This window comes from Erwinia oleae (assembly GCF_000770305.1).
In the GTDB taxonomy this organism is placed as follows: domain Bacteria; phylum Pseudomonadota; class Gammaproteobacteria; order Enterobacterales; family Enterobacteriaceae; genus Erwinia; species Erwinia oleae.
This window is the reverse complement of the sequence record NZ_JNVB01000039.1, coordinates 36,355-57,565: the sequence shown is the minus strand read 5'-3', so window position 1 is coordinate 57,565 and position 21,211 is coordinate 36,355. Positions and strand designations below refer to the sequence as shown.

15 protein-coding genes are annotated in these 21,211 nt (G+C 54.7%); 5 read left to right on the top strand and 10 right to left on the bottom strand.

The window, feature by feature from the left end:
• Positions 1–3: 3 nt before the first annotated feature.
• The 5 genes from GS12_RS13670 to GS12_RS13650 all read right to left on the bottom strand — a co-directional run bounded on the left by GS12_RS13670 (position 4) and on the right by GS12_RS13650 (position 7,494).
• The gene (locus GS12_RS13670) at positions 4–2,358 is read right to left on the bottom strand and encodes a GNAT family N-acetyltransferase (RefSeq protein ID WP_034947938.1); all 2,355 of its coding nucleotides are present in this window, start codon (positions 2,356–2,358) and stop codon (positions 4–6) included.
• A gap of 1 nt (position 2,359) precedes the next feature.
• Positions 2,360–3,652: a lysine N(6)-hydroxylase/L-ornithine N(5)-oxygenase family protein gene (locus GS12_RS13665; RefSeq protein ID WP_034947936.1), complete on the bottom strand. Its 1,293-nt coding sequence runs from the start codon at positions 3,650–3,652 to the stop codon at positions 2,360–2,362.
• Positions 3,645–5,207 (bottom strand): pyridoxal phosphate-dependent decarboxylase family protein, encoded by a 1,563-nt coding sequence (locus GS12_RS13660; protein WP_034947935.1) that lies wholly within the window; start codon positions 5,205–5,207, stop codon positions 3,645–3,647. The genes GS12_RS13665 and GS12_RS13660 overlap by 8 nt, the downstream gene beginning before the upstream one ends.
• Before the next feature lie 452 nt (positions 5,208–5,659).
• Positions 5,660–6,121, bottom strand: coding sequence for a GNAT family N-acetyltransferase (locus GS12_RS13655; RefSeq protein WP_034947933.1), 462 nt, complete (start codon positions 6,119–6,121; stop codon positions 5,660–5,662).
• Between the two features lie 500 nt (positions 6,122–6,621).
• Positions 6,622–7,494 carry an alpha/beta fold hydrolase gene (locus tag GS12_RS13650; RefSeq protein WP_034947931.1) on the bottom strand — a complete coding sequence of 291 codons (873 nt, stop codon included), beginning with the start codon at positions 7,492–7,494 and terminating at the stop codon, positions 6,622–6,624.
• A 233-nt stretch (positions 7,495–7,727) separates the two neighbouring features.
• Between GS12_RS13650 and GS12_RS13645 the strand changes: the two genes are divergently transcribed.
• Together GS12_RS13645 and GS12_RS24625 are read left to right on the top strand one after the other, a co-directional pair.
• The gene (locus GS12_RS13645) at positions 7,728–8,309 is read left to right on the top strand and encodes a CGNR zinc finger domain-containing protein (protein WP_034947929.1); all 582 of its coding nucleotides are present in this window, start codon (positions 7,728–7,730) and stop codon (positions 8,307–8,309) included.
• A gap of 90 nt (positions 8,310–8,399) precedes the next feature.
• Entirely contained in the window at positions 8,400–8,555 is a 156-nt protein-coding gene (locus GS12_RS24625) for a hypothetical protein (RefSeq protein WP_160279917.1), read from the top strand.
• 16 nt (positions 8,556–8,571) lie between these two features.
• On the opposite strand, the gene fumA is transcribed toward GS12_RS24625, so the two are convergent.
• Together fumA and GS12_RS13630 are read right to left on the bottom strand one after the other, a co-directional pair.
• Positions 8,572–10,218 carry a class I fumarate hydratase FumA gene (gene fumA, locus GS12_RS13635; RefSeq protein ID WP_034916560.1) on the bottom strand — a complete coding sequence of 549 codons (1,647 nt, stop codon included), beginning with the start codon at positions 10,216–10,218 and terminating at the stop codon, positions 8,572–8,574.
• Positions 10,219–10,349: 131 nt separating this feature from the next.
• Positions 10,350–11,861 (bottom strand): anion permease, encoded by a 1,512-nt coding sequence (locus GS12_RS13630; protein ID WP_034947925.1) that lies wholly within the window; start codon positions 11,859–11,861, stop codon positions 10,350–10,352.
• 579 nt (positions 11,862–12,440) lie between these two features.
• Between GS12_RS13630 and GS12_RS13625 the strand changes: the two genes are divergently transcribed.
• Both GS12_RS13625 and GS12_RS13620 read left to right on the top strand, forming a co-directional pair.
• Positions 12,441–15,218: a flavocytochrome c gene (locus GS12_RS13625; protein WP_034947923.1), complete on the top strand. Its 2,778-nt coding sequence runs from the start codon at positions 12,441–12,443 to the stop codon at positions 15,216–15,218.
• 45 nt (positions 15,219–15,263) lie between these two features.
• Positions 15,264–16,226 carry an FAD:protein FMN transferase gene (locus tag GS12_RS13620; protein WP_034947921.1) on the top strand — a complete coding sequence of 321 codons (963 nt, stop codon included), beginning with the start codon at positions 15,264–15,266 and terminating at the stop codon, positions 16,224–16,226.
• On the opposite strand, the gene dcuR is transcribed toward GS12_RS13620, so the two are convergent.
• From dcuR to narL, 3 genes are read right to left on the bottom strand one after another with little or no spacing between them, the layout of a single operon-like run.
• Positions 16,220–16,942, bottom strand: coding sequence for a two-component system response regulator DcuR (gene dcuR / locus GS12_RS13615; protein ID WP_034916554.1), 723 nt, complete (start codon positions 16,940–16,942; stop codon positions 16,220–16,222). The genes GS12_RS13620 and dcuR overlap by 7 nt on opposite strands.
• Positions 16,939–18,570, bottom strand: coding sequence for a sensor histidine kinase (locus GS12_RS13610; RefSeq protein WP_034947917.1), 1,632 nt, complete (start codon positions 18,568–18,570; stop codon positions 16,939–16,941). Before GS12_RS13610 ends, dcuR begins: the two co-directional genes overlap by 4 nt.
• Positions 18,571–18,588: 18 nt before the next feature.
• Complete coding sequence (gene narL, locus GS12_RS13605; RefSeq protein ID WP_034916551.1) at positions 18,589–19,236, bottom strand: two-component system response regulator NarL; 648 nt, start codon at positions 19,234–19,236, stop codon at positions 18,589–18,591.
• Between the two features lie 328 nt (positions 19,237–19,564).
• On the opposite strand from narL, the gene GS12_RS13600 reads away from it, so the two are divergent.
• Positions 19,565–20,959, top strand: a complete 1,395-nt coding sequence (locus tag GS12_RS13600) for a NarK family nitrate/nitrite MFS transporter (protein ID WP_034947914.1) — start codon at positions 19,565–19,567, stop codon at positions 20,957–20,959.
• Positions 20,960–21,211: the final 252 nt, after the last annotated feature.

Here is a 21,211-nt window from a genome sequence, read left to right as displayed (position 1 = left end):
ATTTTAACGCCATCCGGCAATGGGATTCGCTAATGTGCCGGCAAACTTCAGGTTTTCTGCCGGATCGGACAGATTGATCATCTGCTGATTATTGGCCAGTTGCAGGCGGTTCAGACAGGAGCGGCTGAACTCAGGCGTAAACAGATCGTAGCGGGAAAACTTACCGGCAAACTGCGGATGCGCCTGCTGATAGTCCTTCACGCAATGGGCGACGGCCTGCCAGAATTTCTCCTCAGGCAGCGTGCCGGATTGATCGAGGATCGCCCCGACAAAACGGAAAATACAGTCGAAAACGTCGGTGAAAATTGACAGCAGCTTGAGGTTTTCCGGCACGTCTACCGCCAGACGCTGTACTCTTTCTGGCAGTTCGGCATCCGGGTTCATCACGGCAATTTCTTCACCAATATCTTTCATATACGCGCTAACCGGCACGTTGTTTTCCAGCAACAGGATCAGATTTTCGCCGTGCGGCATGAACACCAGATCGTACTGATAAAAACAGTGCAGCAGCGGGCTGAGATAGCAGGTGAGGTAACGTGCTATCCACTGTTCCGCCGGTAAACCGGAATCAGCAATCAGGGCGGGCAGCAGCGCGTTCTGATGCCGATCAAGGTGAAGAAAAGAGGCCATAGTCATCAGGCGCTGGCCGGGTTTGAGGTCGGAAACCGGGTTATCGCGCCACAGCGCGGCAAACATTTTTTTATAGGCGGAGTCGCCCTTAACGGCCTTCTCATAGTAGCGGTTATGATAGCCAATGGCCGCCACCTCGCGCAGAATGCGGAAGCCGCAGCGCTGTAGCCAGGTATCCTTTTTAACCAGATCCTCAAGCCATTCGTTAATCGCTGGCGTGGTGGCCATATAATACGGAGACAGCCCGCGCATAAAGCCCATGTTCAGTACCGACAACGCCGTTTTGACGTAACGTTTTTCAGGCTGGCTGCGGTTGAAAAAGGTGCGAATTGACTGCTGGGCCTGGTAGCGGTCGTCGCCGGTGCCCAGGTAAACAATGTCGTTATTGGCAATGTCCGCCGCGAAGACGGTTAACAACTTGTTCTGCCACTGCCACGGGTGAACCGGCATCAGGAGGTACTCTTTCGGCTGAAGCCCTTTCTCAACCAGCCGCTCATTGAACTGATCAACGGCGGGCTGGCCCAGTTCCTCACGCATAAGTTGCTCGTACTCAAGATCGCTGAGGCTGGAAAAGTGTGCATTGCGCTGGTGAACCGCCACCCAGACCAGAGCGATTGGTGCGGCCGCTTCCGGTGCAAAAGCGAGATAGTCGCGTGCATCAAAGCCGATACGACCGTTGTTGGCAACAAAGCACGGATGGCCCTCGGTCATTGAGGCTTCGACGGTCTGGAAGTCCGCTTTCACCAGCGCCTGGCTGTCCGGATTATCTTTTTGCAGCTTAAATACGCTGCTGCACAGCGTGCTGCTGATCTCTTCCATGTAGGTCGCCAGCAGCGCCTGTGAAATGCCTGCCTGCTCATTGAATTCGACGATGAACTGCAACGCATCCAGCGGCAGGGCGCGACCGTTTTCCTGTTTGCCGAGCGAAGCGGCGTCAATTTCCCAGTGATCCAGCGCCAGTCGCCGGGCGCTGAAGTGGTATTCCGCTTCACCGCCCGGCACGGCCAGCGCATAGCGACCCGCGCCTAAATCGGCTGGCGCGAGGATCTTTTCATGGCTGAATTCGGCAATGGCTTTGCGGATCAGCAGGCGGTTCGCCTGCGCCCAGTTGTCACCGGAAAGGTGGGTGCCGGTAAGCAGTGGCGTTGTCTGGTTCATCGTCAGAGATTCCTGTAGCAAGGCGTGTTGATAATCGTCGCGCTGGCAAAAGGCCAGCCACGCGGTTTTGTGGCCCATATCAATGGTGTGCTGGTAGCGGAAGCCAGCGCGCTTGTTGAGCGGGTGAATTTTGTTATTGCGCACGTCCGGTTCAACCACCACGCGCTTCACCTCAGGCAGGCTGAACATGTAGTCCATCACTACGGTGAAGACCTGCCAGCTGAACTGCTTCACTGGCGTGCTGGCGGGCGCAATCAGAATGTGCATGCCGTAATCGTCCGGCCGGGCCGGATAAAACTTACCGATCTCATCCTCGCTGGCGCGATAAAACTCCATCAGGAAAGCCGGTCGATCGTTGCAGCAGCCAATCAGCGCGGCGTGGGGATTATCAGCGGTCAGCCGTTGATAAAAGTCGGTAACCTGATCGAGGCTGTCGTTCTGCATGCCCCAGAAGCGGGCGTAGTCGCGGGTAACCCAGCTGTGAATCAGCGAGGCGTCGTCCGCCCGCATGGGCCGGAGCGTAAACCGGCCCGCCGGCCGTGAGGTGCTGAAAAGGGGGAGTGGTGACATCTTAACGCTCCGATTTTGCGGGAAAGGTTTGGAAGGCGATCTGGCGTTCGACAGGATAGACCTCGCGTCCGGTCATCTCGCGGAGTAAAACGGCGTTGCGGTAGCAGGCCATACCCAAATCCGGGGTGACGAAGCCGTGCGTGTGCAGTTCGGCGTTCTGCACGAAGATCTGATTGTGGTGATCGATGCTGTAGTTACGCTGCACATCGTAACGGCCTTTCTCATCCCAGCGCAGACGCTGAGCAATCCCTTCCAGGAACATCGGCGGAGAATAGTGATAACCCGTCGCCATCACGATGCCTTCACTGCGGCGGGTAAAGGCGCGATCCTGCTCCTGGTGATGCAGCGACAGTTCAAACTCGCCCTCCGGCAGCCAGCGCATAGCGGTCAGTTCGGCGTGCGTGAACAGATTAACGTCGAGTTCGCCGTCAAGCTGCTTCACATACATCAGGTCATAGATGTCGTTGATCAGCGTGCTGTTAATCCCTTTATAGAGATTCTTATGACGCGCATTAAGCTCATCGCGTTTTGCCGCTGGCAGACTATGGAAGTAGTCGATCCACTCCGGTGAGGTCATCTCCAGCGTCAACTTGGTGTACTCAAGCGGATAGAAGCGCGGCGCGCGGGTTATCCAGTTCAGCTGATAACCGAAACGATCGATATCGCCTAACAGATCGTAATAGATCTCGGCCGCGCTCTGGCCGCTTCCCAGCACGGTAATCGAGCGTTTCTTCTGCAATTCCGCCTTATTGAACAGGTACTGGCTGGAATGGGTGAGGTGTTCGCGGTGCGGACGACTACAGGCGGGCATCCATGCGCTGGGGCCGGTGCCAAGGACCAGACGTTTTCCCAGCCATGTTTGCTGCCTGCCGCTCACCGTATCCACCGCGCGGACGCGATAGCATTCCAGCTCTGCGTCGTAGCTGACGTACTCCACCCGGGTGTTCCAGCGCAGATTGCTGAGCCGTGAACAGGCCCACTGGCAGTACTGGTTATACTCTTTACGCATCAGGAAAAAGTTTTCACGGATGTAGAAAGAGTATATTTTCCCGGTCACCTTCATGTAGTTAAGCAGACTGTAAGGGCTGGTAGGATCGGCCAGCGTTACCAGATCCGCCATGAAGGGCGTTTGCAAATGCGCGCTTTCCAGCATCATGCCCGTATGCCAGTCAAAGCCGGCATTCTGGTCAAGGAAAACGCCGTTTAACCCGTCGACCGGTTCGCTCAGGCAGGCCAGGCCCAGATTGAACGGGCCGATACCAATGCCGATAAAATCATAGAGAGTATTATTCATAACGCATTTCTCGCTGGTTCAGCGCAGCGGCCCGGACCTGTTCACGGCCGTAGTGCACAATCAGGCTGATGACGTCTTCAACGTCGGCAGCCGTGGTGGTGGGATTCAGCAGGGTAAATTTCAGATACTGGCGACCGTCCACTTTCGTACCGGCAATCACGGCGTTGCCGGAGCGGAACAGCGCCTTGCGAATGTTGGCGTTGATCTCATCGACCTGTGCCTCGTTCATGCCCTGTCGGGGAAGGTAACGGAAAATCTGTGTGGTCAGTTCGGGGGCATGGAGCACCTCAATCGACGGATGTTCGCTTAACATCTGATGAACGGTCTGCGTCAGGTTGAGAATGTTGTCAAACGCTTCACCCAGCGCGGCCGGGCCCATGATGCGCAGCGTCAGCCACATTTTCAGCGCGTCAAAACGGCGCGTGGTTTGAATGCTTTTATTCACCAGGTTTGGCGTCCCGTCCTGCTGTGCGCTGAGCGGGTTGAGATAATCGGCATGGTGCGTCACATGCTTCAGGTTTTGCTTGTCACGGACGAAAAATGCGCCGCAGCTGACGGTTTGAAAGAACGACTTGTGGTAATCCACGGTGACCGAATCTGCGCGTTCAATGCCGGAAAGGCGCTGACGGTGATTTTCCGACACCAGCAGACCGCAGCCATAGGCGGCGTCAACATGCATCCACAGGCCGTAATGCCGACACAGCGTCGAGATGGCTTCAAGCGGATCGATGCTGCCGAAATCGGTGGTGCCGCTGGTTGCGACGACCGCAATCGGGATCAGCCCTTCGCGATAACAGCGCTGGATCTCCTGTTCCAGCTGATATGCATCCATGCGGTAATGCTCATCGTGATCCACCGCGATGACTGCATCGTAGCCCAGCCCAAGAATCGCCATCGATTTCTGAATGCTGAAGTGGCTGAGTTTTGAGGTAAAGACGCGCCATTTCGCGGCGTCCGGCGGCAGCCCCTGGTGTTTAATCAGGTGACCCGGATGGTGAGATGCGCACCAGCTATCGCGCGCCAGCAGCATTGCCATCAGGTTGGACTGGGTGCCGCCGCTGGTGAAAATTCCATCAGCAGAAGCAGGCAGACCAATCCGTTGGAGCGTCCAGTCAATCACCTTTTGCTCAATGAGCGTGCCGCCGGCGCTCTGATCCCAGGTATCCACCGAACTGTTCACCGCAGCCATAATCTGCTCAGCCAACAGGGAAGGCAGCACGACCGGGCAGTTCAGGTGCGCGACATATTTAGGATGATGGAACCAGACCGCGTCGCGAAGGTAGAGCGTTTTCAACTCCTCCAGCGCCGCATCGTTGCTGCCCAGCGGGCTGTCGAGATCCACTTCGCTAAACTGGCTGGCAAGCTCGTGGGGAAGAATGCCGCTGAAGGGTTTCTCAACGCCTTTCAGCGTGTGAGTCATCAGCGCCAGCACTTCTTGCGTCTGCTGCGTCCATGCCGACAACTGCCGGTCGCTGAAAATATAATCTTCAGCTTTGGTAGCCTGATGAGAAAGATGCAGGCGAGGCGCCGGCTGAATTTGCGAACGTAAGACCATATCCTGTTCCTTTATTGAAGACGTAAGCGGCCCTGCCGCCACAGAAAAATGGCAGCGTGAACATCTGGTGAAAAATCGACAGTTAAATTTTTCTAACTTCCGTTCCCAGCGGAAAAAAGCTAAACCCTCATTAAATGAGAGTAATTAGCTGCATTACGTAAAAATATACTCATTTAGTGTGGTTTTTATGCATATTCTCGGGTGTTTGTTGTGAGAATGCTATTATAAATAGCAATCATTATCATTCAATAGGGTTGTTGTAACTTTTTCTTATAAGTATTGTTAACGCTTAATTCAGAAGAAGATTGCCTGAGCCGGCGCGTGCAGAGAGGGGGAGGCTTTTCTGAAAGCAAGGTGAGGTGTCGCGGCTGGCTGAAGCGCATGCCTGACAACCTCTTGCGGCTGTAGATGACAGGAGATTTTTACGCCCTACAAAGCGCGCCGTGCGGAGCTTAAGTCAGCTCAAGATGGAGGAACTGGCTGAACGGGTTGGGTTCATAGTGTGAGAAAGGCGCACCGTCTTTGAAACCCTGTCGACGATAGAGTGCAAGTGCAGGTTCAAAGGATTCGCCGCGGCCGGTCTCCAGGCTCAGTCGTCTGGCGCCTTTTGCCTTTGCCGAGGCAATAATCGTGTTAAGGATAGCGTTAGCCGCCCCTCTGCGAATGAAATCCGGGTGGGTGCGCATTGATTTCACCTCACCATTGCCATCCGGCAGCATCTTCAATGCGCCCAGAGCGGCAAGGTTGCTGCCTTGCCATGCCGACCAGAGGGTGATTTCTGGCACTTGCAGGCCAGACAGATCGAGCGCGAAGACGTTTTCTGGCGGTGAACTGGCCTGCATGCCTTCAAGATGCAGTGCCAGAAGAGCGCGAACGTCTTCACCTGACAAATCATCTTCTCTGATCAAGAACATCGGAACCTCGTTAGCGATGGTAAAGTCAGTATCTGTTTTATCAAATTATAAAAAAAACGGGTAATCGAAAAAACCTCTGACCAGTGATTTCGTTATGAAATAAAAAAGAGAAGCTTTATTGCGGCAAAGAGCATGGTAAGCACTATCTCAACGAGAGGGAAAAGTGATTAATTTAATGCATTCAGTGAAATGTATTAATAAACATAGAGATGTGTGTGTTGCTTTTTCCTTTAATCAATTTATTTCGTTATGTCGATAGGAAATAACAATCGATAAGCGCTTTTAATTTAATAAAATTGCTGCCAGAATCAATATTAACAAAAGCGATATTAATTAAATCGTACACGATAAAAGCGTTCTTTATTTGTTATTGCATGTCAGCACCGGGGAATTTTTTCAACACCAGCACCAGGGAAATTCATTTCATTAAAGCTCACCTCTTCAGGCCCGCGGCGAACAAAAAAACCAAACGCCACGGGCCTGAAGACCCTTAATCCTTCTTAGTTGTCCAGTACCTCGCGGATGCGCGTGGCTATCTGCGCCACGTGCGTTTCCAGCGCAAAGTGTCCGGTATCCAGTAATTCAACGACGGCGTTGGGATTATCCCGTTTATACGCCTCTGCGCCGGCCGGTATGAAAAAGGGATCGTGCTTGCCCCAGATAACCAGCGTGGGCAACTGTGTTTCTCGGAAGAAAGCCTGAAAGTCAGGATAGCGCTTCAGGTTATTGGCATAATCCAGAAACAGATCCAGCTGAATATCCCTGTTGTCTGCCTGTTCAACAAACCGGGTGGCGAGATGCCAGGTTTCCGGCGCCACGCGCTCCGCCTCTTTCACGCCGTGCAGATACTGCCAGCGAATACCTTCCAGATTCAGCACGGCATCATTAACGACGCTGCGATTCTCCGCAGAGGGATCGGCCCAGTAAGCGCGAACGGGCTCCCATGCCTCGCCCAGACCTTCCAGATAGGCATTACCGTTTTGCGAAATCAGCCCGGTGACGCGGTCGGGATAATTGAGCGCGAGGCGTAAACCGGCAGGCGCGCCGTAATCAAAAACATAAAGCGCGTAACTTTTCAGCGCCAGCGCATCGACAAAATGCGTCAGCGTCTGGCCAAGCGCGTCGAAGCTGTAGTGATAATCACGCTCAGCCGGCACGTCGGTAAAACCAAAACCCGGCAGATCGGGCGCGATCAGATGAAATTTGTCGGCCAGCAGTGGGATAAGTTCGCGGAACTGGTGAGAGGACGCGCCAAAGCCATGCAGCAGCAGCAGCGTGGGATGAGTTGGCTCGCCTGCTTCACGATAGAAAACCTGAAGGTTGTCTGCTTCAACAACGCGGTAGTGAACCGGATAGTGAGTATTCATGGTCATAATTTCGCTCTTTTGGTAACTGATAAAGTTTTTATTTAACAGTTACAGCCTAACTGAATTCTGTAACCTTTCAAGTGTATTTTTAATGGTTACATGATGGGCGGCCGGTGCTTACCGCCGTGCGGCGCGTGAAAACTTTCATTTTTCAGCAGGTTATCTGTTTCATCTTTGTAACTGTTTAATTTAATTTTTATCGGTTACAATTCGTATTAACAGATTATGAAGGAGACGACATGACTACTCATTCGCACGTACAGGCTGGCGGGCCGCTGCTGGTGGCGGATCACCCGGCGCTCGATTTTCTGAATACGGTTGCGCAGGTTGAAGGACAGCCTTATGACTTCTGGCAATCGGATCAGGATGTTCTGACCTGGCTGGCGCGGGCGGTTAATGTGTCGGCTGGCAATGCAGAATTTGATCCGGGTGAACTTTTGCATCAGGCGCGACGGCTGCGGGAGACGATAAGGGAAGGGGTGGAAAAGAAAAAAACGGGCGCAGCTGTCGATGTTGCGGCGTTGAACGGCTTTCTGGCCTCGGCCCGCAGCTATCAACAATTAGTGGCTGATGACAATGGCGAGCTGCATACGGAGCGCCGTTATAGCACGCCTTCGCCGGAAGCATTGTTAGCGCCCGTTGCCGAACTTGCCGCCTCGCTGCTGGCCGAAAATCGTTTTGAACTGGTGCGGCGTTGTGAACATCCGGAATGCACGCTGTGGTTTTATGATCGAACCAAAGCGCATCGCCGCCGCTGGTGCAGCATGGCGCTGTGTGGAAATCGTGCCAAGGTCAGCCGCTTCCGGCAGCAGCAAAAATAGCGTCTTCGATGTGCTTTTCAAACCCTTACCGTTAAGGTGCCAGGCGCGGCAGTGAAGGTGGGTGTGTTTATGTTTTTCAGAAACGCGTGTTTGAGCAGGGGCGTTGTTAAAGGCAGTGTGCTGGTTTGCCTGGCGGATGGGCTGGTCGGCCTGTCGCAGCAGACGGATACGCCGCGCCGCGCGGGTGACGGCAGGACTGCGCTATGCGGGCGTGAGATAAAAAGAGGAAAAACCCCCTCCCGCTAACGGGAGGGGAGAAGGGTTACTTCACGCACTTCGCGCACTGGTTCTGCTGGATCTTCTCAAAGAAGTCGTTGCCTTTGTCGTCCACCAGAATGAACGCCGGGAAGTTTTCAACTTCGATTTTCCAGATAGCTTCCATTCCCAGTTCCGGGTATTCCACGCATTCAAGGCTTTTAATACTCTGCTGCGCCAGCACGGCTGCCGGGCCACCAATGCTGCCCAGATAGAATCCACCGTGTTTATGACAGGCATCCGTAACCTGACGGCTGCGGTTGCCCTTCGCCAACATGATCATGCTGCCGCCATTGGCCTGTAGCAAATCAACGTAGGAGTCCATGCGGCCTGCTGTTGTCGGGCCAAGCGATCCTGACGCGTAACCTTCCGGCGTTTTGGCCGGTCCGGCGTAGTAAATCGGATGATCCTTCACGTACTGCGGCAGCCCTTCACCACGATCGATGCGCTCTTTCAGTTTGGCATGAGCAATGTCGCGACCCACAATGATAGTGCCGCTCAGCGACAGACGAGTTGATACCGGATACTGCGAAAGCTGTGCGAGGATCTCCGGCATCGGGCGATTCAGATTGACCTGTATCGCATTGCCTTCGCCCTGCTGGCGCAGTTCGGCAGGAATGTAACGACCCGGATTGGCCTCAAGCTTTTCAATCCAGATGCCGCTGCGGTTGATTTTCGCTTTGATGTTGCGATCCGCCGAGCAGGAAACGCCCATGCCGACCGGGCAAGAAGCGCCGTGGCGCGGCAGGCGGATCACTCGGATATCATGCGCAAAGTATTTGCCGCCAAACTGCGCGCCCAGCCCCAGATTTTGCGCTTCAGCCAGCAGTTCCTGCTCCAGCGCAACGTCACGGAATGCCTGTCCGTGCTCGTTGCCTTCGGTAGGCAGCGTGTCGTAGTAGTGGGTGGAGGCCAGCTTAACGGTTTTCAGCGTGCTTTCAGCGGAGGTTCCGCCAATCACAAAGGCGATATGGTAAGGCGGGCAGGCGGCCGTACCCAGCGAACGCATTTTCTCCACCAGGTAACTTTGCAACTTACCGGGGCTGAGCAGCGCCTTGGTTTCCTGATAAAGGTAGGTTTTATTGGCTGAGCCGCCGCCTTTGGCGATGCACAGGAACTTGTACTCGTCGCCGTCCACGCTGTAGAGATCGATCTGCGCGGGCAGGTTAGTGCCGGTGTTGACCTCTTTATACATATCCAGCGCGGCATTCTGCGAATAGCGCAGGTTGTCTTCTGTAAAGGTGTTGTACACGCCCTGAGAAAGGGCCGCTTCATCACCGCCGCCGGTCCAGACGCGCTGGCCTTTTTTGCCCATAATGATGGCCGTGCCGGTATCCTGGCAGGTTGGCAAAATGCCTTTGGCGGCGATCTCTGAGTTTCTTAAAAACTGTAGGGCAACGTATTTATCGTTTTCGCTGGCGTCTGCATCGCTGAGAATATCGGCAACCTGCTGCTGATGCGCGGGGCGCAGCATAAAGGATGCATCGTGGAAAGCCTGCTGCGCCAGCAGCGTCAGCGCTTCAGGTTCAACTTTCAGGATCTCCTGGCCGTCAAAATCAGCGATGGAAACATGCTCGCTGCTCAGCAGGTAGTATTCGGTATCATCATGGTGTAGCGGGAAGGGATTTTGATAGTAAAACGGCTTGTTCGACATTGTGCTCTCACTTAATGACAGGTTGCCCGCGCTTCTGGCCGGACAACATCACGGCGACATTTTTGTTGTTGTCCTGCCGACCCTTCAGGGCCGACAGGTGAAGGAGTATTACCGTTCATTCCACTGCGGGATCAGAACATCATTACCATCCACGGATAGGCAATCAGCATCATGGCGAGCAGGAAGATGCCGCCGAAGATGGTGCCCAGCCGCCAGTAGTCTTTGGTAGGCAGATAGCCGCTGCCGTAGTAAATCGGGCTTGGGCCGGTGCCGTACGGCGTGATGATGCCCATCACGCCCAGCGACGTACACATCATCAGGCAGAAAACGGGCATGTTGATGCCGGGTATGGAAGCCGCAATGGTCAGCATGGCAGGCAGCAGCGCGGTGGTGTGCGCCGTGGTGCTGGCAAACAGATAGTGCAGCAGGAAGAACGCCACCAGCAGCATCACCGCCGCCACGTTCGGCTGAATACCGGTCAGCAGCGAGCCGCCCTCTTTGCCCAGCCAGGCGATAAAGCCAACGCGCGCCAGACCATCTGCCAACGCCACCAGGGTGGCAAACCAGGCGAAAGTGTTCCAGGCCGGTTTGTTGCTGGTAATGTCGTTCCAGTTCAGCACGCCGGTCCACAGCATCAGCACAATCACCAGCAGCGCAGCCATCGCCGGTTCAATCCAGGCGGTGGCAAAAATCCACATCAGCAGCGCGCAGCAGACAAACACCAGCAGCAGAATTTCGTTACGTGAAAGGCGGCCCAGCTTCTCCAGTTCACTGCTCGCCCAACGCGGTACTTCGTCGTTAACTTTCACTTCTGGCGGATAGAACCAGTAGGCCAGCAGCGGCATGGTCAGGATCAGCAGCACGCCCAGCGGCAGGAAGGCGATAAACCAGCTTCCCCAGGAGATGTCAAAGCCCACGATGCTTTTCACCAGCGCCAGCGCCAGCAGGTTCGGTGCCAGCGCGGACAAGAACATTGAACTGGTGATACAGGTTGCGGTGATGGCGACCCACATCAGGTACGAGCCAATTTTGCGCGCGCTGGGATCGTTGGGCTTTGAGCCATACAGCGGCGGCAGGTTGGCGATAATCGGGTAGATGGTGCCGCCGCTTCGCGCGGTGTTAGACGGGGTGAACGGTGCGAGCAGCAGATCGGCGAAGGTGATGGCATAGCCCAGCGTGAGGCTGCGGCGGCCAAGATACTTCACCAGAACCAGCGCCAGTCGGCGGCCAAACTGCGTTTTGTCATAGCCCGCAGCGAACATAAAGGCGCCGAAGATCAGCCAGACGGTCGAGTTACCGAAGCCGCTCACCGCCCATTTAAAAGACTGTGCGGCCATTTTGAACTTCGGATCGGCGATCTCTGCCGGGCTGAACAGCAGCCACTGGCTGAAGAGCGCAATGACCACCACGCCGGTCAGACCGATTACGGCGCCGGGCAGCGGTTCGAAGATCAGGCCAACGATGACGCCGACAAAGATAGCAAAAAAGTGCCAGGCATAGGGTTCCAGACCTTCAGGAACCGGGATCAACAGCAGCACTACGGATACCACTATCGGGAGCAACATAAATATCAGTGCATTCTTTTTCCCTTTCGGCGCATCTGGCGCTTTTCCGGGAGCGGTGGGTGTTGATATTTGTTTCATAGTCTTGGTCTTTTGTAGTTAAGAAAATTCGGCGATGAGCGGAATAACGCGTATTCGTTTAATTCTATTTAGGCGCATTATCGGCAAACTGTAGATGATTCTTTATTAAAAAAGAGATAAATCATCTGCTACTCATTAATGATTACATAATGCGCCTTTCTTTGCAGCAAATTTTGATCTGAATCAAGCTCGAAAGCGGCGGATTTTAATTTAGAAAAAAGCGCACCGCTACGTTACAAATGTTGCAGGCTGGCGTCTTATTTTGGGATGAAATGTGCTCTAACGGTGCGATTGACATAGGTTTTTTGCATACCTGTAACATGTGGACATTACCTGTTAAAATCGAGGTAAATAAAATGTTACTAAAAAACGTTATTAATTTAACAGCTCGTAAACTAAAATTTATCCCATAAGGGGTATTAATTCAAATTAAGGGGTTAATTAGTTAATTAACTAAAGTTGCAGGTTTTGAAACTAAAAACACCGTTATATTAACCCCATGTCATCGGTTTTAAATAAAAACGAATAACAGATGAAACCGATAAAGAATTCCGGCTTTTAATATTTGGAGTTAATCTTATGAATACGCTCACGCCAATTCTCAATCCCCTTACGTTGCCAAACGGCGCCGTATTGAAAAATCGACTGCTGATGGCGCCTATGACCACCTGCACAGGCTTTTACGACGGCACCGTTACCAGCGAACTGGTTGAATACTATCGCGATCGCGCGGGCAGTATCGGTACGGTGATCGTTGAATGCTGCTTCATCGATCCGCTCGGCCCGGCCTTTCCTGGCGCTATCGCCATCGACAGCGATAACAAAATTTCCGGACTGGCGAAAATCGCTGAGGCGATTAAATCCGAAGGGTCGAAAGCGATTTTGCAGATCTATCACGGCGGCAGGATGGTTGAGCCCCAGCTGATCGGCGGCAGAACCCCGGTTGCGCCAAGCGCTATTGCCGCGCCGCGCGAAGGCGCCACCACGCCGAAAGCTCTTACCGCTGAAGAAGTTGACGTGATGATCACTAAATTCGGCGATGCGGTAAACCGCGCGATCAAAGCCGGATTCGACGGCGTGGAGATCCACGGCGCGAACACCTATCTGATCCAGCAGTTTTATTCACCTAACTCTAACCAGCGCGACGACAAATGGGGCGGCAGCCGCGATAACCGCGCCCGTTTCCCGCTGGAAGTGCTCGAAATCACCCATAAAATGGCGGAGCGCTTTGCCGATGATACCTTTATTATTGGTTACCGCTTTTCGCCGGAAGAGATTGAAGTTCCCGGTATCCGCTTCGACGACACCATGTACCTGCTGGAAAAACTTGCCGCGCGCGGGCTGGACTACGTGCACTTCTCCGTGGGTCAGCTGCTGCGTTCTTCAATCGTCGATCGTGATGACCCGACGCCGCTGATTGAGAAATATCGCGCCATGCGTTCAGAGACGCTGGCGAAAGTGCCGGTCATCGGCGTCGGCGGCGTGGTGAACAAGGCCGATGCGGAACTGGGGCTGGAAAAAGGTTTCGACCTGATCGCCGTCGGTAAAGCCTGCATTGCCTACCCGGACTGGGCCGATCGCATCATTAATAACGATCATCTCGACCTGTTTATTGACAGCACCAAACGCGAAGCGCTGAACATCCCTGAACCGCTATGGCGTTTCTCGCTGGTCGACGCCATGATCCGCGATATGAGCACCGCCGGACGTAAATATAAAGCCGGCGTCTATCAGGAAAAAGTTGAAGCCGAAGCGCTGAAACTGAAAATCAACGTTACTCTGGATACCGATCGCATCACCGATATCATGCTGGTGCCAGACGACTCGCTCGACGTGGACTTTACCACCACCTTTGAAAGTCTGCGCACGCGCATTCTGGTGGCAAACAGCCCGCACGTTGATGCCATCACCGGCGCCACCACACAGAGCGAGGCGCTGAAAAAAGCGGTATCGCGCGCGCTGGCCACCTCCAGTAAAGAGCATGTGATTGACGAAGGCGGCAACCCGATGGCGCCGCAAAATTACGATGTGGTGGTGGTGGGCAGCGGCGGCGCCGGTCTGGCCGCTGCGATTCAGGCCTGTGATGAGGGCGCGCGCGTGGTGATCATCGAGAAGATGCCAACCATTGGCGGCAACACCATTAAGGCCTCGGTGGGCATGAACGCCGCCGAAACGCGCTTCCAGAAGCTGAAAGGCATCAATGACAGCAAAGAGCTGTTCTACGAAGAGACGCTGAAGGGCGGTAAATTCAAAAACAATCCTGTGCTGCTGAAGGAGTTTGTTGAACTGGCGCCGGAAGCCATTGAGTGGCTGGCAGGCCATGATATCGAACTGAACGACATCACCATTACCGGCGGCATGAGCATCGACCGCACCCACCGTCCGGCGGATCGCTCCGCGGTCGGCGGCTTCCTGATCAGCGGGCTGGTGAAAAATATCAACAAGCGCAACATTGAAGTGCTGTTGGAAACCGCCGTTGACGAAATCCTGTATGAAAACGGCGCGGTAACCGGTGTCAGAGTGGTGGACGAATACAATGACAGCCGCATTCTGAATGCGAAAAGCGTGATTGTTGCCACCGGCGGCTTCAGCGCCAACCGTGAAATGGTGGTGAAATATCGCCCTGAACTGGACGGTTTTGTGACCACTAACCACAAAGGCGCAACCGGTAGCGGCATTGCGATGTTGCAGAAACTGGGCGCAGACACGGTAGATATGGGAGAGATTCAGATTCACCCGACCGTGGAACAGACCACCTCTTACCTGATTTCTGAAGCCATTCGCGGCGGCGGGGCGATTCTGGTCAGCCAGGCCGGTCAGCGCTTCTTTAATGAAATGGAAACCCGCGACAAAGTTTCGGCAGAAATCATCGCGCTACCGGAAAAAAGCGCCTGGGTGGTGTTTGACGATCAGGTTCGCGCCGCCAACAAAGCAGCCGATGAGTATATCGCCAAAGGCTTTGTTCAGGTTGCGCCAACGCCGGAAGAGCTGGCGGTGAAGCTGAATATGGATCAACAGGCGCTGACCGCTACGCTGGATCGCTACAACCATTTCGTGCGCTATCAGAATGATGAAGACTTTGGCCGCAAAACCGCGCTGCGTCATCCGCTGAGTGAAGGCCCGTTCTACGCCATCCGCATTGCGCCCGGCGTGCACCATACTATGGGCGGTGTCACGATCAATACTGATACGGCGGTTCTCGATGCGCAGAAACAGGTGATCACCGGCGCCTGGGCAGCGGGTGAAGTGGTTGGCGGTATCCACGGCGCGAACCGCATCGGCGGGAATGCGGTGGCGGATATCATCATCTTTGGTATTCTGGCAGGCCGCAACGCTGCTGCCCTGGCACGGCGCTAATCGTCGGGTCCTCGGGCCCGACGCTTTAACTGATTGAGAAGCATCATGACCGCAGAGCAGGGCGTTTATGCTTATTCCGCCGTACTGATGGGATCGCCTGTCCTTCTTAAGCTGTTTGAACATGATGAAAAGCTCGCGGCGCGCGTTTTTCGTCTGATCAAGCAGCAGGAAGATTTGTTAACGGTTAACCGGGCTCACTCCGAAGTCATGGCGGTTAACCATGCCGCCGGTCGGCATCCCGTCCGCGTCTCGCCTGCCGTCTTTGCATTGATCAAACAGGCCCGGCAGGTGAGCGCCCTGCCGGGCAGCTGCTTTAACTTCACGATTGGCCCGCTGGTGAAACGCTGGAAAATCGGTTTTCAGGGCAGTACGGTTCCTCCCGCTGACGAGATCATCGCGCTGCTGGCGTTGACCGACCCGCATCAGGTGGTGCTCGACGACGATGCGCAGTCGGTTTTTCTTCAGCAGGCGGGTATGGAGATCGATCTGGGTGCCATCGCCAAGGGTTATATCGCCGATCTGGTGCGGAAGTATCTGGCGCAGCAGCAGGTCGTCAGCGCGTTAATCAACCTGGGCGGCAACGTGCAGACGCTTGGTGATGCGGGCGGCGAAGGATGGGCGGTGGGTTTGAAAAAGCCCTTCAGCGACAACGACGCGCTGCTTGGTATCATTCGCGTTAACAACAAATCCGTGGTGACGTCCGGCACCTACGAACGCTACTTTGAGCATGACGGACGTCGCTATCATCACATTCTTGATCCGCAAACCGGCTATCCGCTTGATAACGAACTCGACAGCGTGACCATCGTTTCCGACCGTTCGCTTGATGGCGATATCTGGACCACATTGATTTACGGGCTGGGCGTGGAGAAGGGCCTGGCTTATCTCGCTGACGTTCCGCACATTGAAGCCATCTTTGTTACCAAAGACGGCAGGATTGTTTTCTCTTCGCCCCGGCAGTTTACCTTTACTCAACTCGACAACCACTACAGCCTGAGCGTTTACTGACAAAACTGCCTGAGCAGATCCTGATATTCCGCCTGTAGGCGATAGCGATACACCGGCCGCCCCGTCAGTCCATAGTGCAGGTTGGTGGAAAGAATATTGCATTTCGCCAGCCAGATCAGGTACTTCCGGCAGGAAACGCGCGAGATGTTTACCGCCGCCGCCAGCTCATCCGTTGAGAACTCGCTGCCCGGATGCGCATCAATCCACTGGCACAGCGTGCGCAGCGTTTGCGGCGTCAGTCCTTTCGGGAGCCGCTGGGAATCCGCGCTGCTTTGCACGGGCGCGCCGTGTAAAAGCGCGTCGAGGTCGGCCTGCTCGAAATACTGCTGGCCTTCCGTCAGCGATCTCTTATGACGCCAGCCGGTGAGCGCCTCTTCAAACCGGGAAAACTGAAACGGCTTAATCAGATAGTCCACCACGCCATAGTGCAGCGACTGCTGGATGGTTGCGGCGTCTGCCGCAGAAGAGATGATGATAACGTCGACAGCGCGACGCGCATTGCGCAGCGCAGGCAGCAGGTCAAGCCCGCTATCCTGTTGCATATAGACATCAAGCAGGATCAGATCGACGCTTCGCTGACCGTTCAGCACGATATCTTTTGCCTGCTGTAGCGTCGAGGCGGTGCCGCAGCAGGTAAAGCCCGAAATCTGCTCCACATAGCAGCGATTCAGCTCGGCAACCATGGCATCATCATCGACCACTAACACATTAATCATCCGCTTACGTTACCTCCATCCCAGGGGAGTTGCACAAAGAACTGGGTATAAACGCCCGGTTCAGATTCGACCATAATTTTACCGCCAAGGTTTTGAATCTGCTGGTGGGTAAGGAACAGCCCTACGCCGCGCAGCTCTCCCTTCGATGAGAACCCTTTTTCAAATATCGCTTCCAGATTTTCCTCCGGAATACCGGGGCCGTCGTCGCTCACTTCGCAGGACAGCCAGCCGTTTTGGTAGTGCAGCAGCACGCTGACTTCCCCGTCCGGCTGCTGGCCGAGCGCATCAAACGCATTTTCAATCAGGTTGCCCAGGATAGTGATAAGCCCGGTAACCTGCTGCTCATTGCCGCTGTCAGGCAGAAAACTGTCGTCACTGAAGAGCAGCCGCAGCCCGTTATCCGATGCGCGATTGATCTTGCTCAGCAGAAAACCGGCGATGACCGGCGACTTAATGCGCTGAAGCAGCGATCCCGTTTCCGTCTGGTAATTATTGGCGGTTTTGAGAATGTACTCTTCCAGTTTCTCATAGCTTTGTAAATGCAGTAAACCCAGGATGACGTGCAGCTTGTTCATAAACTCGTGGGAGTGCTCGCGCAGGGCATCAACGTAATTCACCATGCCGCTCAGGCGCTGCATCAACTGGCTGATTTCCGTTTTGTCCCTGAAGGTGCAAATCGCGCCCAGCAGCAGCCCGTTGCTGCGCACCGGCACGGTGTTACTGAGCAGCAGCCTGCCGTTGAAACTGATCTCTTCATCCCGCCGTGGCTTACCGGTGCGCAGCACGTCGCAAAGGTTATCCAGTAGCGGGCCGGAGGCGCGTCGCTGCATGATGCCGACGCTGTCGTCATCGTCCATGCTTTCAAACAGTCGCCGCGCCTGATGATTCACCAGCGTGACGTGGCCGCGATCGTCAACGGCGATCACGCCTTCTTTAATTGATTCCAGCATCGCCTGGCGTTGCTCAAACAGCGTGGATATTTCGTAGGGCTCCAGCCCGAAGAGAATGCGCTTCAGGATCTTCACCAGACAAACCGTACCCAGCGCGCCCACGATCGCGCCGAACAGCGCCGTCCAGAGGATACTCCAGCGCGTATGGTTGATCTGCTGGGTGACTTTGCTCAGTGAAATGCCGATGGCGATCACGCCAATCTGCTGACGCTGCGCATTATAAACCGGCGTAAAGACGCGCAGCGCTTTGTCCAGCATGCCCTGGTTGATGGCGACATTCTCTTTTCCCTTCAGCGCCGCATCAATATCATCACCGATGAAATGCTGGTTGATAGCACGCTGATTGGGATGCGAATAGCGAATGCCGTCCATGCTGGTGACCACCACAAACAGCAGATTGTTGTTTTTTTGCACCGCGGTGGCGACAGGCTGGATGATATTGTCAGACGGGGGCCGCGTGAGCGCGCGCTGGATTTCAGTGGACGTGGCCAGGGTGCGCGCCACCGCCAGCGCCTTATCTTTTACGCTGTCGCGGGCAATGTCGCTGACCTGAAAGAAGTAGAGTAAATGGACGCTCAGCAGCACTAAAATAATTACCGAGCTGACCATTAAAAAAACGCTGGTGCTGAGTTTCATCGGGCGCTTGCGCACCGTCCATGACTGCTCTGTCTCGCCCATTTGGCCTCCGCAAGACCGTTAATCGTTTCCGCTCTGCAACGCCCACACCGCAGCTTCCACGCGGGATTTAAGCTTCATTTTCTTCAACATGTGTTTAACGTGTACTTTGACCGTGCTTTCCGTGATCGACAGGCGGCGCGCAATCGCCTTGTTGGTCATGCCCTGAGCGATAAGCTTAAGAATATCGCGCTCGCGTCGCGTCAACTGCTCAATATCGCGCTCTTCAGCCGGACGGTTTTCCCGCAGGCTGGCAATCAGCACGTTGGTCAGCGTCTCGCTCAGCACCATCTGTCCGGCAGCGGCCTGATGCAGCGATTTTAGCAGCTCTTCCGGCTCCATATCCTTTAACAGATAGCCATCCGCGCCACGTTTAAGCGCGTTCACCACATCGTCTTCATGATTAGAGACGCTGAACACCACAATACGGCCGGAAAGCTCAAGCATACGCAGTTGCAATAGGGTGTCCAGACCGTTCATTCCCGGCATGTTCAAATCAAGCAGGATCAGATCGGGATCGTGCTCTTCCGCCAGCGCGACGCCCTGTTCGCCGGTGCTGGCTTCGCCAATCACCTCCAGGCGATCGTCCAGCCCAATCAGCTGCTTGACGCCGTTGCGCAGCATAGGGTGATCGTCAATCAGTAAGATGGTAGCGGCATCTTCTTTCACGGCGGCTCTCCGTCAGGTCTGTGCCACGGCGAGCCGGGCGGGGAAAAAGTAAGAGGCGTTATTTTACGCATAACGACAGCCAACCCTATACCACTAAAGGGTTAATCATTAATTTCATTTGAAAGGGAAGAGCGGTTCCGGAAAAAGCAATGACGTTAGTAAGGTTATGAAAGTCATCACTATCCTCGATCATTACCCTCTACCTATCAGGTGTTAACTGGCATAAACCACGGCAAAATTACCTGCAAGCGCGTTGATTTACATCAACCTGCATGCAGGACGCGGTAAGCAGGATGTGGGCAAATACTCCCTTACTCATGAGAAGATTATGTCACAACTTGCTCCCTCCCGACGCCCTGAAAATGGCGCGGTGCTGACCGACTGGCAGCCTGAAGATGCCGAATTCTGGCAGCATCGCGGCAAGCGTATTGCTCGTCGCAACTTATGGATCTCCGTATTTTGTCTGCTGCTTTCGTTCTGCGTCTGGATGCTGTTCAGTGCCGTTGCGGTTAACCTTTCCAGAGTTGGTTTCACCTTTACCACCGATCAGCTTTTTCTGCTGACCGCGCTGCCTGCCGTTTCCGGCGCGCTGTTGCGCGTGCCTTACTCTTTTGTGATCCCGGTTTTCGGCGGCCGCCGTTGGACCGCGTTCAGCACCGGTATTCTGCTTATTCCCTGCCTGTGGCTGGGTTTTGCCGTACAGGATACCGGCACCTCGTTCCAGACCTTCGTCATCATCGCACTGCTGTGTGGTTTTGCCGGTGCGAACTTTGCGTCGAGCATGGGCAACATCAGCTTCTTCTTTCCTAAAGAGAAGCAGGGCGGCGCGCTTGGCATCAACGGCGGTCTGGGCAACCTTGGCGTCAGCGTAATGCAGTTCTTTGCGCCGCTGGCTATCTCCTTTGCAGTATTCGGCTTTTTCGGTGGTACATCGCAGGATATTGGCGACGGTGAGGCGATCTGGCTGGAAAACGCGGCGTGGATCTGGGTGCCGTTTCTGATTGTGGCTACGCTGGCCGCCTGGTTCGGCATGAACGATCTCTCTGCGGCGAAATCCTCCCTGCGTGAGCAGCTGCCCGTATTGACGCGGGTTCACCTGTGGATCATGGCGGTGCTCTATCTGGCAACGTTCGGCTCGTTTATCGGCTTCGCCGCCGGGTTCGCCATGCTCTCAAAAACGCAGTTTCCTGACGTGGTCATTCTTCGCTATGCGTTTTTCGGCCCGCTACTCGGCGCGCTGGCGCGTTCGGCAGGCGGCATGCTCTCTGACCGCTTCGGCGGCGTGCGCGTGACGCTGCTCAACTTCATCGTGATGGCGATCTTCACCGCGCTGCTGTTCACCACGCTGCCGGGCGAGGGCCAGCCTGGCTCATTTATCGCCTTCTACAGCGTCTTCATGGTGCTGTTCATTAACGCCGGTTTGGGCAGCGGTTCAACCTTCCAGATGATTGCGGCGATCTTCCGTAAGCAGACGATCGAGCGGGTTAAAGCCGCCGGCGGCAGCGACAAAACCGCGCAGCATGAAGCCGTGACGGAAACCTCTGCGGCGCTGGGCTTTATCTCTGCCATCGGCGCGCTCGGCGGTTTTTTTATTCCGCAGACCTTTGGTATGTCGCTGGCGTTAACCGGCTCGCCTGCCGATGCGATGAAGGTGTTCCTGGCCTTCTACCTGCTCTGCGTGGCGATCACCTGGCTGGCCTATGGCCGTAAAAAGGCCCGCTGATTGATAAACCGATCGGCAGCGAAAAGCGTGCCGATCGGCTTCTACCCCTAAATAACCGGGTGAGGAGTGATAAGCGGAAACCCACAATGAATGCTGATTTTTTCACTTATTTTTCATGTGGTTATTATTGGTTGGCTTTATACCACTGAAGTGGTAATCCGACTAAATCCCTCGGTTTTACAACCCGCAACAGTTGATCGCCGTCAATCTGCACCGGTACAGGCGTCAGTACGCTTGCGCACAGATTAAGCA